The organism is Paenibacillus gorillae (genome assembly GCF_000513275.1).
Taxonomy (GTDB): domain Bacteria; phylum Bacillota; class Bacilli; order Paenibacillales; family Paenibacillaceae; genus Pristimantibacillus; species Pristimantibacillus gorillae.
In genome coordinates this window covers 28,579-45,678 of the sequence record NZ_CBVJ010000129.1, presented here as the reverse complement: position 1 = coordinate 45,678, position 17,100 = coordinate 28,579, and the positions used below count along the sequence as shown (strand labels likewise).

Genomic DNA, 17,100 nt, shown 5'->3' with positions numbered 1-17,100 from the left:
ACGGATACCCAAAGGGATACCCGTATTTTCGGAATGCTTGATTTCAATTATATTAACAGCAGCCTACTTGGTACCAGGACACGCCATTATCGTCCGAATTATACGCTGCTCTTGATGCTGGGCAAGCTCCAAAGGAGCATTTATACAAATGCTTCACCTCTTTTAATAAAGTGGATGAATCCATTAACAGCAACCGACTTGATACCAGTACGAGCCGCCATTATCTGATTTATACGCTGCTCTAGACAATGGACAAGAACCGAAAGAACATTTATACATATGTTTTCACCTCTTTTCATAAGGTAGATGAATCCATTAGCAGCAGCCTACTTGATACCAGTACGAGCCGCCATTATCTGATTTGAAAAATGCTCTTGATGCTGGGCAAGCTCCGAAAGAACATTTGTACATGTATGTTTCACCTCCTTTCATAAGGATGATGATTACTGGTACCACTCCGCTTGGGTGCGGAACATGCTTGCATATTCCCCATCTAAATTCATTAATTGCTCATGGTTACCCTGTTCTACCAGTTGGCCGTCCTTTAAGACGAGAATCCGGTCAGCTGCCCGGCAAATGCCTAATCGGTGCGAAATAAAGAAAGTAGTTTTACCCTCGGTTAGCTGAGCGATCTGTTCAAACAGCTGTGCTTCCGCCATCGGGTCTAAAGCCGAGGTTGGCTCGTCCAGCATAATAATAGCAGAGTCGCGGAAAAAGGCCCGGCTAATCGCGATCTTCTGCCATTGACCATAGGACAACTCATGCCCGCCATAAAATTTATGCCCTAGCTCAGTGTCAAAGCCTTGGGACAGCTCATTGAAAAATTCGTCTACACCTGATTTTGCAGCGGCCATTTGCAACCGGCTTTCCTCTTGCATCCATTCCACATGGCCTAACCCGATATTTTCACGCAAAGTAAGCTGATATTGCGCAAAATCTTGAAAAATCGCGGTGACGTGCTCCCGGAAATCATTCGTATCCATTTGATCCAGCGGAATGCCGTTGTAAGATACCGTGCCCGCAGTTGGCTGGTAGAGTCCGAGCAGACATTTGGCAAGGGTGCTTTTACCGGCGCCATTCTCACCTACGATCGCGATTTTCTCTCCAATATTCACATCGAATGAAATACCGTTCAGAATCGGCCTTTCATTGTTCGGATAACTGAATCCGAGATTGTTCACTGAAATTCCCTCCTCCAAAGAAGCGGGGAACGGTAATTTAGGCGATTCGTCCGTTTCCTCCTCTTTCATCCCAAGGAAATGGAACAAATCGCTGGTATATAAAGCTTGCTCATAGATTCCGGCGATGTAGCTGGCCATATATTTCAGATTCGACTGGATGGAGAATACGGTTTGGATCAAGGCTACAAAGCTGGCAATGGTCATCGTTCCTAAAGCCGCCAATTTGATCAAGAATCCGCTTATGAGCGTCACCATGACCAATAGGAGCCCATTAACCGCAACCTTGAAAATGGACATTTTCCGCTCCAAATCGATTTGCTCTTGCCCATTCTGTTGGGTATACTTCCGCCATTGGTTAATGAAATAGTCGGATAAGCCGAAGATACGAATCTCCTTGGCCCATTGCCGTTCCGTTAGCAGAGTATTGAAATAGATCGATCTTCTTCGGACCGGCGTTTGTCGTACAAACTGGGATACCTTAAAGCCGCTTTCCTTGATATCGATGTATAAGGAAGGAATAATCAGCAGCAGAATTCCGAATGCGAGCAGCCAGTGAAATCCCAATAAAACAACGACGAAGCCGGTAATGGTAATCAGATTCTTAGCTATTTGCAGAAAGGACTGGAAAAATTGCAGCCCCCGGTGCTCCAAGCCTGTTGAAACTCTCTGCAGCAGATCGAAAAATTCATGGTTTTCAAAATGAAGCAGGGAGAGCCGGGCAGATTTCTCTGTAACTTCTTGGCCAAGATGCAGCAAAACGACCAGTTTGATTTTGCTAACTAAAAAATCAACAAACACTTCCAGCACTAATTGCAATAAGAATAGGCATAGCTGATACAATAAAATGACGAAAGCGGGTCCTAATTGCGATGCCCCTTCTTGAATGACCCGTTCGGTACGATGTACCAATTCGATCGTGACATAGACTTGCAGCACGGGAATGATCGCAGTACTAAACTGGGCAATGCTTAAACCGGTCATGTTGAATGGAGTTAGTTTAAACATCATACGAATCATCTGAACCATCATCTGCAGGGATAAACGTGTTTGCTGTGCTACATTTTTCAAGGATGCGGACATTAGAGGATTTACCATGCTTTTGCTAAGCGGCTTTCATTGTCCACAATTGCTGAAGCCAATAGATTGAGGTCATTGTCTTGATCCAGATTGCTTTTAGAAGCAACGAGTCCTTCTTGGTCAACGGAGTAACCAAACGGGAAAAAGTGGGTTTGGAAAAATTCAGTATCTTGGGGAGTGCAAGCAATGACAGGCAGCTTAAGCTGATATTTATCGACCGTTTGCTTAATTTGTCCTTCCTGATCTGCGAACAACAAGATATAGATAGGAATGTGAGGATGTTGTTGATGGAATCGGTGCAGCTTCGGATACAGCGCTTCACAGGTTCCGCATAGGGTCATGGAGAGTATAACGATTGCATTATGAAAATGGGGTACGGCTCCATTCAATGTTAAACGGCCGTCATTCGGAAAGGGAATTCCCTTTGGCAATCCGATGCTTTCCAAACCATTCTGTACGGGTGCTTCTTGTGTCGGACTGGGCGGTTTTCTTTTTAAAAGATAAACGCAAGCTGCAGTTAAGAGGATTACCAGCATCCACAATATGACATACGATACATAAAATATAGCTGACAAAATAAAGCCTCCTTTAATCCGTTTGTGGGTTTGAAATAGCACTAATAATGAATTGCGCGATCATATATAGGCCTAATATGCCAACCCAGGAAAGGATGTACAGAACTAAATCCTCCCCGTGTATAGCTGCAAAGGAAGCGGGATGATTGGCAATCGTAATGTAGCTGTTCATGATTAGCAGCATGAGAACTCTCAGAATTGTGCCCCAGCCGAGATACTCGTCCCGCAGTTTACCAAAGCAGTTGCATTTGATTTGTTCTTTCTTGTATAAGGCTATGAAAATAGCATATATAAATCCTCCAATTAAGCCGAATGCTAGTATTTCTCCAATCCAAACGGTTGCACGCGATAACAAGAAAACGGCGGTCAGAACTTCGAACAGAGGAACCAGCCAGGCGCCTGCCGAACTGAGCGGCTTGGGTATGCCGATGGCTATAAGCGTACTTTTCATAGAAGACGGGGAGTACAATTTCAGTATGCCAGTTAGTCCGAAAATAATAGCCAGTCCCATTTGAATAAAGCTTGGAACGCTCATCTCAACCTCCCTGAGTTGCTGTAATGAATGGCTTTAAGCTTAGCCAGAGGGCAAGGATGCCTGTCCAACATTCATGAGCTCCTTATCTCACTGGCAGTTGTCTTGTCCATATTGTAATTATTGGAACATAATCCGCACAATGTCATCCGCTACTCTAGTTATGTGCAAAATTACTATAGAATATATTTTCATAGTTTTGCTTTCTAATGGCTAGTGTGCTGGTCCCCAAGAAGGTAAGCAGGTTTGTGCTTGGAAAAAGCAAAAAAACCTTCCGCTGCTTTAGCGGAAGGGACTTGCTCGAAAAAATCGTATTGAAGGGTCGTGGCGGATAGATAAACGATAATTTCAAATTTTCTCTTTTTTAAGAGAAATGCTGAGCTATATTCGTTAAGTACTCTTCTTCTTTCGTATTTTCTTTCATATGAATGAGCATCTTAGCATCTTCTCCAACTACATATCGGAATTGATTTGTACCGTCTGTAGCCGCTTGGTATATGGTTTCGGCAACAATTTCTGGAGGCGAAGCGTATGCCGGGTGTTTTTCCATCTCCCCTAATTTACCTCTAAACGCAGTAGTAAATGACTTATAGTCTGTTAATGCATCATCGAAAAAGAATTCCATTGATCTGCCGCCAAAGTCCGTAGCAATAGCCCCTGGTTCAATTAACTTTACTTTAATATTTTGTGATGCCAATTCATAAGAGACCGACTCGGAAAAACCCTCCACTGCAAATTTGGTTGAGTGATACAGAGACATCGTAGGAAAGGTCACTTTCCCTCCCATAGAAGAGATATTGATCAGCAAACCTTTTTGATTCGATCTAAAATGCGGCAATATGGCTTTAGTCATACTGATAAGACCAAAAACGTTCACTTCAAACTGTCTTCTAATTTGTTCATTCGTAGCTGCTTCTATAAGACCCATTGTTCCATATCCAGCGTTATTGAGAAGAACATCAATTTCACCAAACCGCCCAATCGCTTCCGCTAATGCAGATTGAATAGTATCTTCTTTCTCCACATCAAGTCTTAGTACCAATACATTATCTACTGTAATAAATTCAGTTTCTAGTTCAGGTGAACGCATCGTGGCTGCTACGTTCCATCCTCTTGCAGCAAAATGTTTTACCGCAGCTCTCCCAATGCCCGATGAAGCACCCGTGATGAAAATTGTTTTCATAACAATTCCTCCTAAAAGTTTTGTGAACGTTACAACTGCAACATGTTTGTACCAAACTTACTTCTTAAGTGCCTGGATTCACTAAAGTCAGCTCTGCTCTTGCACTAACTTCTCCATACTTACCAATCCCTCAGCAATGGTTGTAAGTTTAGCCTTATATTCTTCTATTCCAATTTGGATGCAGATGATCTGCGCTGGATGCATTTCATCTTTATAAAGCGAATATTGCTCAAGCAATTGATCTAACTTTTTTTGTGAGTCCTCTTGGGCTTGCTTCAACCAAATAATCACCTTGTCATACCCAACGAATTCACCAAAATAAAGTCTCATCATAAAATCAGATTTCCTGGTGCTGTCTCCTTCTAGCGGGCCAAGTAAATAGGCGTTAAAATAATCTCTGCCTTTAGGCGTTATATTTAGAAGATTTTTGTTAGGCTTACCGTCCTGGGTCACATTTTCCTTAGTTATCAATCCCTCTTTTTCCATTCGAGCAAGCGTGGGATAGATCGTGCCATAAGTAGATCTATAGAAATTGGAGAAAACATTCTCCAATAACTGTTTTATTTGGTAGCCAGTCAACGCTTCTTTCATAAGCATGCCTAAAATAACATCCTGACTGTTCAATACTTAGCCTCCTTATCATTTAGGGAAATTTTGTTTACCACGATCACAATATATCATCATAATATATATTGAGTCAATATATATTATGATGATATTTAAAGCTCATATATAAGCGGTCGTATCTTGCGTATGAGGACAAACGTACTTTTTTTCTCTTGTCCACATTTATACCTTACCAAAACTATTTAATTGCATTTAATGGGACTATATCAAAAACAAGGAGGTTTTGAGGATGGGAAATAGAGGGCCTGGCGCATATGACCCCGTTCGAATCACTAACTCTACACCGTATAACGCGTTTGGGAAAGTTGAATATGCATCCATCTTTTGCAGTGATGATAATTACAGTGTTCAGCGTGACGAGACTTGGGTAGCTTCTAGCCGTGGAGTCTGTTTGGTGACAAAAATCACCGCAACGGTTAAAACGCCGAGTGGAAATGTTGAAGCGGAACCGTATACTTCTTCCGGCACTTCGTTCAGCAGATTTGCCATTATACAGGTAGGGGTAAATAAGTTCCAAGTAACACGAGTTGTAAGTGCCAAAAAACGCCGGTAAAAATCCAAGCAGCATTAATAAGTACTAAACATAAAAAGACGACCGGCCAATGATAAAAGAAAGGCTGGTCGTCTTTTTATCGCTTTAATGCTTCTTGTACCATATAATTCTGCGATGCATTGAGGAATCTTTCAAGCGCCGGAAGGGGCGCAAGTCTGGCCTATAATTGCCTTCGATGATCCAAACCCGGTGTTTCCTGTCGATGCCTATATCGAACCCCACTTGCCTAAGCTTGGGATAACGCTCTCCCAGCCGTTTGGATGCCAATAGTGCGACTCGTTCGGCTTTAACAAGCAAGCTCCGATTGCCGATTTTAGCTAGTTTTAGCGCCTTAAGAACAGGAATAGGACGGCCAGTCACATTTGTGACCAGATAGCCTTGCGCCGCAACTTTAGCATATGAGCCCGTTACATTCCAAGCGGATGACACCCCTTTTTTTCGTTGAGTCATGATCCGCATGTCGAATGGCTTATGCCTAATTTGAGCAAGCTGCAGGCGCCTTTGAACAATATATCCTCGGCCTTTATTTCTTTTACGGAGCCACTTGAGTACCTTTTCGGTACCTCTCATGGTGACCGCGTTATTTTCGTTTTGAACCTGATAGGTATTCGCACCATAACGTTTGATGAACACGATATTCATTCCGTAGCTCCCGTCACGGGGCTTCAGTACGACGCTGTGATACCGGCGCAGCATCTTCGCTAAAGTGTTCTTATTAAGCAACTGTGTTTTTGGCAACCGTCTGGCAAGAGAGGACCTGCTGCGCAGGATGCGATACTGCAACCATTTGTCTCTTTTGATCAACATTGTAATCACAGCCCTTATCCATATTCTAAGGTAATTTTAAGTTAAATTAGTGTTCAGTATAAGTGACTATTCGTCCATATTTAGGTGGAAAATCAACCGCTATTGCTTGCTTGACGACTATATCGGCTGAACAAGATGAATCTCACTTTACATACCTTTTGAAAAAGAAAATGACTCCTCGAAAGGGGTCAGACACTGTGCCACGAATAGAGTATAAGCAGTAGAGTAGATTGACCAATGGAAGAGCATGACCACAACATCCGAACTATGAAAAAAAGGTGATAAGTGTGCATACAAAAATTAACGATTTTATAATTTGGGCTAATGAAAACGGTTGGGATATAGCGAAAAAATCTGAGCCGCAATTAAATCTGGACAGCAGTATTACTTCTAGATATAAAACGATCCCAAATGATTATTTAGAGTTTTTAAGCGTGGTAGCAAAGTGCATTACACCCAATGAGATGACTTGGTTTATTTGTGAGGACGAGTTCAATAATAGCTCCGATAGTGAATTTAAATGGAATGAATATGAATTGCTCAGCTTAGAAGCAGCAGATGATGATAGTTGGAAGTCGGAAATAACGGCGTGGTGGAATAACTATTTGCCAATAGTGATGTCCGTTGATGGCGGATATTCCTTCTATGCGATTGATTTGGCAAATGATAAAGGTGCTATTGTACGCGGAACTGAGCCTGAATTCGAGGAAGCAGAGAAAGTAGCAAATACTCTTGAAGAGTTTTTTGAGTTAATGATGTCTAATTCCATAGAGTTATAGTTATACAAAAGATAAATGAGTCGAATATCAATAAAAAACGGGCGTGCCAGATTGGCGCCCGTTTTTCAATCTGTTACAAACAGCGCGGTGATGAGCACTGAACATATCGGTACAGTATCAGGAGAGAATATAAGCAAAGCGATAAAACTATTGTAATTTCCTGACAGAAGTGCAATTTTGATTAAATGAAACATTTTCTGATGGTTTAACGTGTTAGGTACGAAGGGGGAGAGGTCATTGGGGAGTAATGATACAAATAGAAATGAAAACTTAGCAATGTTAGTGAATAAGTATTCCGATATGGTGTTGCGCTTAGCCTTAAGCCACCTTGGAAATCTTGCGGATGCACAAGATGTATGCCAGGAGGTATATATCAAACTTTTCAAGCATCAGAATCCATTTAACGATTCCGAACATGAGAAAGCATGGATCATTCGAGTAACAATAAATACATGTATAGACGTCAGCAGAAGTCCATGGAAGAGATGGTTCTCCCCTCTTGAAAAAATACCTCTGCCTAATGCACATAAAGAGAGCATGGAGATAGTCATTTTTGTACTTAAACTTCCAAGAAAGTATCGATTGGTTATTCATCTCTATTATTATGAAGGCTACAAAACAGCCGAGATCGCTGAACTTCTAAACTTGAAAGAGAGCACAGTACGAACACAACTTAAGCGAGCAAAAGAGCTTCTTAAGGAAAAGATAATGGGAGGGTTTGACGATGACCATTAGAACGAAATATGTTAATGGAATGAATGAAATAAGGGTAGATCATTCACTCAAACAAGCAATCATAAACAATTGTGTAACAAGAGCCTCTACCTCACAAAACACAAAACAAGTAATTCACAGTAGGTTTGTGAGGGTTGTGATTTCCTGTATAATTTTATTCCTTCTTGCAATTGGAGGAAGACTTATTTTTCAAAATGGAGAGAGCAATAATCCAACTGCTTTATTCAGTGGGTTCGTGGTTACTGTTTATGCGGCAGATGGAGCCTCCTTCGTGGTAGAACCGGATGTAGACTTCCCGCTTGGTCAATACTCATTGCTTATGAGCAGTGTACCAGGTTTCCCTATAACAATCGCATCCAAGAATGCAGACATGATTAAAGTACAATCATCAGAAGGCCAACTGATACTATGGAATCCCGCGGATTCCAAGGTGATACATTTGGGGGAGCAAGCGGCTGTTAGATCAAATGATACGATTTACTGGTCCCCACTGGTAGAAGGAGATCAGTCACGTTCGGTAGCAACTTCGGGCATACTTCAGATTACTGCTTACAAGGGTGATACAAAGCTGGGAAGTAGTACAATAGAGATCACATTAAATGAACAAGGTAAATACAAAGGAAAACTATCCAACTAACGAAAACTAGCCAGGCTGCATTCAGTTGGTGTGTAATGAATAACAGTTCTTGGTGTAGGAGAAAACAAAGGTAAGGCGGCAAAACGTTCAATACGCAACGGTTTGCCGCCATTTAAAACGGAGATATATCTTCTTAATTACTTTCTTTATACGAATAGGACATTATTGTTCTAACACATACTGTTTGAGAATTTCTAATTCTTCCTTATGAATGGACGTCCACTCTTTGAAATCTATTGCATCCTTATTAAGGCTGCTATTATTGTTGTTGCTTAATATTACAAGTGCTTGAAATAAATTTGAGTCAACCGATTCGACCTCTTCCAATATAAATGGCATTGCAGGAGTTCCTAATTCAACCAGTTGAACCACTTTTTCATCTGTGTTCAAATTTATATCCGAAGAAATGGATTTTACAGCAGTAGGAATGGTTTTTAAATGGTTTTCCCATGTAGTATTAAACGATTTCGGGGTGTCCCATTGTGTAGACTCTTGTTTTTTAAGATCAGTCTTGGAGATACGTTCAATAGCAATTGCAAGAATATATTCTTGTAAGCCATCGTTTGGGCTTTGATCTATTTTCTTTTGTAATATCGGTAATGCGTTATTTCCTAAAAGTAATATTTCATTGAAATCAGTATTATTTACGATGTAATCATACGGATTTGAACTTTTTGAAAGTTCAGTTTTTAATTCGACTTCCTTATCGAGTTTTTTGGTAATTGAAATAATTCTACTGTCAACTTGTTGTTCAACGGAGGCACTCACATCACTTTGTTTGATCAAAAACACCACCAAAAAACTACATACGAATAGTATTATAAACATCTTTACCTTGCTTTTCATTAATAAACCCTCCTCATTATTGAATAATTATCAGAATTAGATAATTATGGTGCATATTTACGAACCGCTGCGCCATATGTTCCGTTTACTGTATAGGGATCCCAGCCTAAATGTTGCAGCCTCTCTGCTTGTCCCCACTTTGCATTAGAATATTCTGTTGAGCCTACACGAGCTGCTCCTACTTTAGAAAAGTGTGTGATATTAGAAGATGTACCGTAGGATACTATTTCATAGTCACCTTTAGTAGTACTACTAAAAGCTCTGCTAATAGAATATCCTTTGCCAGATAAATAAGTATCTACTTGGGAGGAGGTTGGATTACTTGAGCCCCATGGCCATATCCAGCTTGAGGTATTACCTAATGCATATGCTAGACAGTTATAACTAGGGTCAGCATCTGCTAACCAAGCGTAATTGTTTGCTGTTTTTAGTTCAGCGTTCAGAATAGATGATGGCGTCGTAATCCCCGCGAAAGCTGTTGTAGCGCCTCCAACAATTGCAGTTGTAGCAATTATGACAGTAAGTAAACCCTTCTTTAACTTCAACCCATTGAACATTTCCAACCCTACCATCTCCTTGAATAAAATGTAAAACTATCTATCATTTTATTCAAACATAATATATATGTCAAATTTTATTTTTAAAAGAATTTTTTGTCTAATTTCCAAATATATAAATGAAAATTGAATATAGGATACAATTTAGTGAAGTGATGGTTAGCCGGGAATGAGCTTGATGCTACTATTGATCAGAATTTCCGCCCGAACCCTAAGAATAAAATTGAAATGAAGCATCAAGGAAATCGAGGCGCTGGAAAATTTGCGTAAAACGGAGGTATACGGCTTCACATTTCCGCCAGAGCAATATGTGAACGTATATTCAGCTAATAAGCATGATTATTTTCTCATCCCGGCTGGAACGGTCTATTGTTTAGTGACAGGCTGTAAGGTGCCGGGGATAAGCGCGGCACCTTACATTTTCAACTTTTAGCTATGGGAATGGAACCGGCGAATAAGCGACTGTAGAGAGTCCAACAGGCGTATTTGAACCTTTCGTTGTCCGTTATGCCAAAAGAACGCCTGAAACATCAATCGCTCTCTGCAAGGCCATTTTAGCCAAGCAGAGAGCGATTGTTTTTATATGGAATTAAATTTTCACGTTACAATGGTTAGGTTGGGCTGTACTCTAATTTTTTTTCCTAATCCACCCAACCTTTTTCGTTTTCGCTGCAGTATTTAGTTGAGTGCCATTGAAAAGAAGGAGCTTTTAAGTCATGGATAAACAACAGGCCGACCGTGTCATCAAGGATTATATCAAGCCGCTGTATGGATTTGCTTTGAACAAAACGGGCAATATCGCCGAGGCCGAGGAGCTGGCGGGAAGAATGACGCTGGAGGTTTATCAGACGCTTCTTAAAAAGACGGAATTTCTGGATCTGAACAGCTACGTCTTCAAGATCGCGCATTATGTGTGGGCGAGACATGTCGGTGAGAAAGTGAAAGCATCCAACCAGTTGCGGATAGATGACACTGAGGTGTTGTCCAGAGACGAGGGCTTCGATAGGATCATCCGTCAGGAAACGGCCGGCGCATTGCGGCGGGAAATCGCTTTTTTATCACACCAGCAGCGGGAAATCGTAATCAAGTACTATTACGGCGGTATGAAAATTAGCGAAATTGCAGCTGCGATGGGGCTATCCGGCGGCACGGTCAAATGGCATCTATTCGAAGCGAAAAAGGAGCTGAAGCACAAGATGAACACAATTCGATCGATGGGCAATCTTGGCATGAACCCGGTTCGCATGTCCAATTTAGGGCATAGCGGATCGCCAGGCAACAAAGGGGACACCGCCGATTTTCTGGCGACGGCAATCAGACAAAACATCGCTTTTTCCGCCTATCACAAGCCGCTAACGATCAAAGGAATCGCCGAAGAGCTAGGGATTTCACCCGTATTCGCCGAGGATGAGGTAGAAGCGCTTGAAGAATACGGCTTCTTGGATCAACTGCCGGGCGGGAAATATCGTACCAATATGTATATTGAAGATCCGTCCCAAGCAAAGAGTGAGGCGCTGCACCGTTTGTTCGAAGAGTATGCCGAAATAGCCGTCGAGCATTATTTTAAGCCCTTTTTTTCGATGGCTGAAGTATTCCAAGAAACCGGTGTCTACGTCCCAGAAGGAGACATTAATCTGCTGTTATGGAGTCTCATTCCGTATGCGGGCAAACAGCTGAGATTTAAAGAACTTGATAGGGTGGCCGATCAAGAGGTTACAGTCAGCCGTAAAGATGGCGGGCAGTATGCTGCTTATGCAACGATCGACAGAGAATATGACGTTAGCTTTGACCGTAAATTATACTACTTCTGCGGCGATATGAACCGGAATTCCGATGAGCTCTCACTCAAGGCATGGCAGACTGATACGTGGTGGAGCGGCAGACAGGGCGGCTGGCGAGATAATCTGGGTTCAGATTTCATCAGCCTGATGCACGTCATCAATGGAGATTTGCCGCAAAACCATACGAACATCGACGCCTATCGGCGCCTGTTCGACAAGCAGTATTTGCTGCGAACGGAATCTGATCTCGAGGTCAATATCGTTTATTGTAAAGATAAGCAAACAGGAGAGCGTCTGCATGCATCACTGCCACAACCGTCTGAACGAATCAGAGAAGCTGCATCGAAATTAGATCAGGCAGTCTATCAATTGCAGGTTGCTGGACAGCCAGAGCATGCGCATAAATACGTCGGCTACTGGTCTCAGAACAGTATGGCGATGGGCACAATGCGCACATACGTACTCAAACATCTGGTTGATGCGGGCATGTTAAAAATACCTGATGCGCACCGGCAAAAAGGCATCTCGACGATCATGTTCATCAATTAGAGATCAAAGAAAGGGCTATCCATGAAGGATGGCCCTTTACTTGTAGCTCCCATCAAGCAAAGCAATGAAAAACCGTCCTCCATTTAAAAGAAAATGACTCCCCGAAAAGGAGTCTTGGCAGCCATTCACGAATAAGTCTACCAAAAGTTAATTTAAAAGGTTTTAATTGTAATTCAGTTCAATAACTAGCTGATGAATGCTATACTAATCAGCTCTATTAAGCAAGAGCTCTGGCGGCCATTTTGAAAGGGGACGAACATGACTGCAGCATTGGGAGAAAAACTATCAGATTTAACTGCGAATATCGAAAACTACGTAACCGAAACGAGTGACGGATTATCTGTGTACCATGAGCATCATCTTGATAAAACATACATACTCACTCCCAGAGCCTACAAGGTTCCAGTGAGAATTGAAGCAGTTGCCCGGACAGACTCCAGCAACATTAGGCTGAAGTATGGAAAAGGGCAAATCATTTTTAACTGGGAACGGAATCATGACTCCTTGCGCTGCGGGGAACCGTCAAAGGGCCGCGCGTTCAACAATATGAATGGTCGTATTCCCGTTAATGAATGGGTTCATTTTGTGTGGGAAATTGAGTCGGATTTCATGAGAGTGACGGTAAATGGAATAGAGCGGCTGCTTTTAGAAGGGAAATTTGCGAACATAAAGGGTCAAGCAGGAATTGGATCGGCGTTCCGTTCCAAAGTGGACGTGAAGTCATTTCGTATTTCGGGTGGGGAGACTGATCCGCCGCCTGCACTTCTCAAACCGCTAATGTTCGAATACGACGAGACGCATATCTCTGTCCCTGAAGGCTCTTTAGACAATGCGACACGATGGTATGCGCATCATCTTGGTCTGGAGCCCAAGCCAGGCTTTGGCCCTTGTTCACTTCATCCCTCGATGAAAGGAATTCTTATGCAGTTCCCGGATGGTCAAGGTTCTCTGCACTTGGTAACCGTGTCGGAGGATCAGGAGCATTTTCGGGTGAATCGGGAACATGGGGATCATTGTTACCTGCAGCTCAAGGCAAAGGATGTCCGCGCTGCATTCGCCTATGCTCAAGACAACAGTATCCGCACAAGCAGCCTGATCGAGGAGCATGGAGAAGTACGGTTTCAACTTTATGACCCTTATGGTAATCGGCTGACGGTGACGCAGGGCAAAGACTCCTCTGTTGAGCCAACAGGTTCAGGAATTTACGGCTGTGACATTTCAGTCGTCGGTGTCAGCGACCTTGAGAAATCTATAGAATGGTACACCAAAGTGCTGGGTTTGAAAAAATCCGCTCGCGGCTCTGGCAATGGGCATGCGCTGCTGCGCGGGGTTTATCGCCATAACGGAGCGAAAGTGAACCTTCTGCAGCTTGTACATGACCCGAACTGCTCCAATCCTGCTGCCGGCAGGCCAGGTGTACGCCAGTACTTTTTTGTGGAGCGGCATAACCTCAAGAAAGCTTACCAGAAAGCGCAAAAATGGTGCACTTCCATATCTCCGCTTGAAGAGAAGTCATTCCACTTCTACGACCCCGATGGCAATCGGATCAATGTATTTTCTTAGAGTAGAAGAATAGTGCTGCATGAATCTGGCAGGTATCGGTGACACGGTATCTGCTTTTTTTGTGTGTTCATAGCAGGCAAGATATGTTTCATGGGGCTTCTCCATGCTTTTTCACCAGTCATGGAAGCATATGGATCAACCTTCTATTGTAGGTTACAATCGGAATAGATGTGTAAGTTGGACTATAGGAGGCTGGATACGTATGAGCGTATTGCAAATACAAAGTGAAGCCGGAAAAAGGGATGCTTCATCGTCACCAGTGGAACTGGAGCTGATGGCTGGACAGTGTGCGGTGGTGCAATGTAATTATGAGCATGGCCGCCAGTTCATCCGATCTGTTCTGGGTGAGCCTTCTTTGCTTGGGATTCAAGCGTTGTACCGTGGGGAGCCTCTGCAGCTCAACCGTTCTGAAATCGTGGAGCGTGTCGGATGCTGCTTTTTGGATGATGGAGTATATGATCGAATGAAGGCAGCCGATTATTTGACCTTTTGGGGACGGCTATACATCACTCGTGTGCCCGTCAGCGAATTGTTGACATTAGTAGGGCTTGAAGGTCATGCCAATATGCTAATCTCCAGACTTAGTTATTCGGAGAAAAGGCTGCTTAACTTGGCGCGAAGTCTCATCCACAATCCTGAGCTAGTCATATGGGAGAACCCGGAGCAAAATCTCGATCTTGAGAGCTGTATCATCCTCAGAAAAATGATTACTTCTCTCGTCGATAGAGGTAAAGCAATCCTGATCACCTGTTCAACGATGGAGCAGGCCATGTTCCTTTCCGAGCATATTTACCGATTAACGGAGGGAGGACTGTACCCGGTTACTACGCAGGAAGAACCGGAAGCCTCCGAGCAGACGATGCAAGGAACAGAAGGACTCGATCCGGATATGGATCAAAATGTTCCACGTGTAACGGTAGCCAAGCTGGAAAAGCTGCTGATCAAAACGGACGACAAATTTGTCTTCGTAGACCCGGCAGACATTTATTATATTGAAAGCAGCGACGGGCTGTCACATATTCACACCAAGACAGACGACTTCACGACGGCATGGACATTAACAGAACTGGAGGAGAAGCTTGCCCCATATCAGTTCTACCGCTGCCATCGCTCCTACCTCGTAAACCTTAATCATGCATCCGAATTGATTACTTGGACACGCAATAGCTACAGCTTGGTTATTCGTGACGACAAGAAGTCGATGATCCCGATGTCAAAGACCCGATTCGAGGAAATCAAGGGTATTGTGGGGCTGTAACATCCGATTTTTCAACCTGAATATGACTCCATTCATCCCCCTGACTGCGCTTTTCACGGGGGATTTATTGCTCTGTGGCTGTATTCGCGATAGTCTTGCGGTGAGCTTGAAAGGGCTACTATGCAATAGTGGGTGAACGTCATGGAAAGCATCATCGAGGTAAATAATCTTGCGAAAATGTACCAAAACAAGCAGGCGCTAAACAACCTTAGCTTTCAGGTGAAGAAAGGAGAAATATTCGGATTTCTCGGTCCCAGCGGTTCCGGTAAGACAACAACGGTGAAAATACTGACTTCTCAGCTGCGCTATACATCCGGAAGGGTAACGGTATTGGGAGCCGCTCCGGATCGCGGCCGCAAAGCCAATTTTCTGGGCCGAATTGGCGTTTTGACCGATAATAGCGGCCTGTATGATCGTCTAAGCGTCTACGATAATTTGGCCTTGTTCTGCCGGCTGTATGGCGTACCTGAAAGCTCGCTCGGAGGCTTGCTCGATACTGTCAATCTCTCGGCTGATCGGAATACGCTGGTGCAGCAGTTGTCCAAGGGAATGAAGCAGAGAGTTACGCTGGTCAGAGCTATTCTTCACCGCCCGGAGATTCTGTTCCTCGACGAGCCAACATCTGCACTCGACCCGGTTAATGTCCTGCAAATTCATGAGACCCTGCGGCAATTGAACCGGGACGGGACAACGATCTTTCTGACCACGCACAACATGCAGGAGGCGGAGGCGCTATGCGGTCGTGTTGCCTTTTTGAACAATGGCGAAATCTCGGCACTGGATACACCTTTGCAGTTAAGACTGCAACATGGGGATAAGACCATTACTGTGACGACACCGAAAGGTCCGGAAATCGTAGGACAGGATGCAGCAGGGGCAAACCGCATCAACGAGCTGATTCGCAGCGGAGCATTGTTGGCGATTCATTCCAATGAGCCGACGCTCGGTGATATTTTCGTAAAATTGACAGGGAGGGGCCTGGAATGACATTCTCACTAAACCGACTGCTCGCGATCGCCGGGAAGGAGTGGAAGGATTCCGTTAGGAATCCGCAAATACTGCTTATGGCAGGCATGCCTATTGTTTTCTCCATCTTAATGAAAGGGCAGCTTTCTGAAGGCAATGCCATCGATCGCTTCACCGTGCCTGTCATGATTGCGATTGCGGTTGTTGGTGCTTTTGTTCAAGCTCTTATGATCTCGGAGGAAAAGGAAAAGAACACGCTGCGTGCACTCATGCTGTCTCCAGCCTCGCCGGTGGAGGTATTGCTGGGCAAAAGTGCAATGACGACCGTGTATACGATTGCCGTCATGGTTGTTTGTATGCTGATTACCGGAATTCCGGCGATAAATATAGGGTATCTGATTATATACATTCTGTTTCTGCTAGTAATTTTCATGGCTTTGGGCACGTCAATTGGCTTGATCTCCCGAACGGCGTCTGAGACGTCTATCGTGGGGCTTCCGATCCTGCTGTTTTTTGTCTTTGGTCCTATTTTCGCGCCGGGACTGAAGGTTTCATTCGTTATGGATGTGATCGGCTTCATTCCTTCTTATCACTTCATGGAGGGATTGTCGGCAGTTGTTCATGACGAGGGGAGGGAGCAGATCTGGCTGAGCCTGGGCAACTTGCTCGTATGGATGGTCCTCTCTACGTTGTTAGTCCTCTTCATTTACCGCGGCAAACGTTTTGACAAGTAGCCTCGCTAATGAACTATGGAAGGAGAGGAGGCTTCATATGAACAAAGGGACGAAAAATGTAATCTTGGGCGTCGTCGTACTCGCCGTTGTATTGATTGTTAGATGGCTTTGGCTCCCAGACGGGATTATTGGCTTTTTGAATGGGAAGGAGTAAAGGCGA

General features: G+C 43.6%; 17 protein-coding genes. 9 read left to right on the top strand and 8 right to left on the bottom strand.

Translation table 11 applies throughout. The annotated features are described in order from the left end of the window. Positions 1-443: 443 nt before the first annotated feature. From TY10_RS24595 to TY10_RS24565, 6 genes are all read right to left on the bottom strand, one after another. Entirely contained in the window at positions 444-2,261 is a 1,818-nt protein-coding gene (locus TY10_RS24595; protein ID WP_052350754.1) for an ABC transporter ATP-binding protein, read from the bottom strand. An 8-nt stretch (positions 2,262-2,269) separates the two neighbouring features. After that, positions 2,270-2,833 carry a TlpA family protein disulfide reductase gene (locus TY10_RS24590; RefSeq protein ID WP_042169653.1) on the bottom strand — a complete coding sequence of 188 codons (564 nt, stop codon included), beginning with the start codon at positions 2,831-2,833 and terminating at the stop codon, positions 2,270-2,272. A gap of 13 nt (positions 2,834-2,846) precedes the next feature. After that, complete coding sequence (locus TY10_RS24585) at positions 2,847-3,368, bottom strand: MauE/DoxX family redox-associated membrane protein (protein WP_042169651.1); 522 nt, start codon at positions 3,366-3,368, stop codon at positions 2,847-2,849. Between the two features lie 361 nt (positions 3,369-3,729). Then, positions 3,730-4,548: an SDR family oxidoreductase gene (locus TY10_RS24580; RefSeq protein ID WP_042169648.1), complete on the bottom strand. Its 819-nt coding sequence runs from the start codon at positions 4,546-4,548 to the stop codon at positions 3,730-3,732. An 87-nt stretch (positions 4,549-4,635) separates the two neighbouring features. Then, a complete protein-coding gene (locus TY10_RS24575; protein WP_052350753.1) occupies positions 4,636-5,172 on the bottom strand; it encodes a PadR family transcriptional regulator in 537 nt (178 codons plus the stop codon). A 640-nt stretch (positions 5,173-5,812) separates the two neighbouring features. Beyond that, positions 5,813-6,535 (bottom strand): YheC/YheD family protein, encoded by a 723-nt coding sequence (locus TY10_RS24565; protein ID WP_042169644.1) that lies wholly within the window; start codon positions 6,533-6,535, stop codon positions 5,813-5,815. 287 nt (positions 6,536-6,822) lie between these two features. On the opposite strand from TY10_RS24565, the gene TY10_RS24560 reads away from it, so the two are divergent. The 3 genes from TY10_RS24560 to TY10_RS24550 all read left to right on the top strand — a co-directional run bounded on the left by TY10_RS24560 (position 6,823) and on the right by TY10_RS24550 (position 8,686). Next, entirely contained in the window at positions 6,823-7,314 is a 492-nt protein-coding gene (locus TY10_RS24560) for an SMI1/KNR4 family protein (RefSeq protein WP_042169640.1), read from the top strand. A 237-nt stretch (positions 7,315-7,551) separates the two neighbouring features. Further along, the gene (locus tag TY10_RS24555; RefSeq protein ID WP_081735476.1) at positions 7,552-8,049 is read left to right on the top strand and encodes an RNA polymerase sigma factor; all 498 of its coding nucleotides are present in this window, start codon (positions 7,552-7,554) and stop codon (positions 8,047-8,049) included. Then, positions 8,039-8,686 carry a hypothetical protein gene (locus TY10_RS24550; protein ID WP_042169638.1) on the top strand — a complete coding sequence of 216 codons (648 nt, stop codon included), beginning with the start codon at positions 8,039-8,041 and terminating at the stop codon, positions 8,684-8,686. Before TY10_RS24555 ends, TY10_RS24550 begins: the two co-directional genes overlap by 11 nt. Before the next feature lie 162 nt (positions 8,687-8,848). Here TY10_RS24550 and TY10_RS24545 read toward each other — a convergent pair whose 3' ends face one another. Continuing rightward, positions 8,849-9,532: a hypothetical protein gene (locus tag TY10_RS24545; RefSeq protein WP_042169635.1), complete on the bottom strand. Its 684-nt coding sequence runs from the start codon at positions 9,530-9,532 to the stop codon at positions 8,849-8,851. Between the two features lie 44 nt (positions 9,533-9,576). Further along, complete coding sequence (locus tag TY10_RS24540; protein ID WP_420329428.1) at positions 9,577-10,089, bottom strand: DUF7689 domain-containing protein; 513 nt, start codon at positions 10,087-10,089, stop codon at positions 9,577-9,579. A gap of 262 nt (positions 10,090-10,351) precedes the next feature. Here TY10_RS24540 and TY10_RS30645 point away from each other — a divergent pair, with 262 nt between their 5' ends. From TY10_RS30645 to TY10_RS24515, 6 genes are all read left to right on the top strand, one after another. Further along, on the top strand, positions 10,352-10,522 hold the full coding sequence (locus tag TY10_RS30645) for a hypothetical protein (protein ID WP_155986042.1): 171 nt from the start codon (positions 10,352-10,354) through the stop codon (positions 10,520-10,522). 283 nt (positions 10,523-10,805) lie between these two features. Beyond that, positions 10,806-12,419, top strand: coding sequence for an RNA polymerase sigma factor (locus TY10_RS24535; protein ID WP_042169632.1), 1,614 nt, complete (start codon positions 10,806-10,808; stop codon positions 12,417-12,419). 258 nt (positions 12,420-12,677) lie between these two features. Then, complete coding sequence (locus TY10_RS24530; protein WP_042169631.1) at positions 12,678-13,982, top strand: VOC family protein; 1,305 nt, start codon at positions 12,678-12,680, stop codon at positions 13,980-13,982. Positions 13,983-14,184: 202 nt separating this feature from the next. Continuing rightward, positions 14,185-15,240, top strand: a complete 1,056-nt coding sequence (locus TY10_RS24525) for a LytTR family transcriptional regulator DNA-binding domain-containing protein (protein ID WP_042169630.1) — start codon at positions 14,185-14,187, stop codon at positions 15,238-15,240. 141 nt (positions 15,241-15,381) lie between these two features. Beyond that, positions 15,382-16,227, top strand: coding sequence for an ABC transporter ATP-binding protein (locus TY10_RS24520; RefSeq protein ID WP_042169621.1), 846 nt, complete (start codon positions 15,382-15,384; stop codon positions 16,225-16,227). Then, on the top strand, positions 16,224-16,940 hold the full coding sequence (locus TY10_RS24515; protein ID WP_042169619.1) for an ABC transporter permease: 717 nt from the start codon (positions 16,224-16,226) through the stop codon (positions 16,938-16,940). Before TY10_RS24520 ends, TY10_RS24515 begins: the two co-directional genes overlap by 4 nt. Positions 16,941-17,100 lie beyond the last annotated feature (160 nt).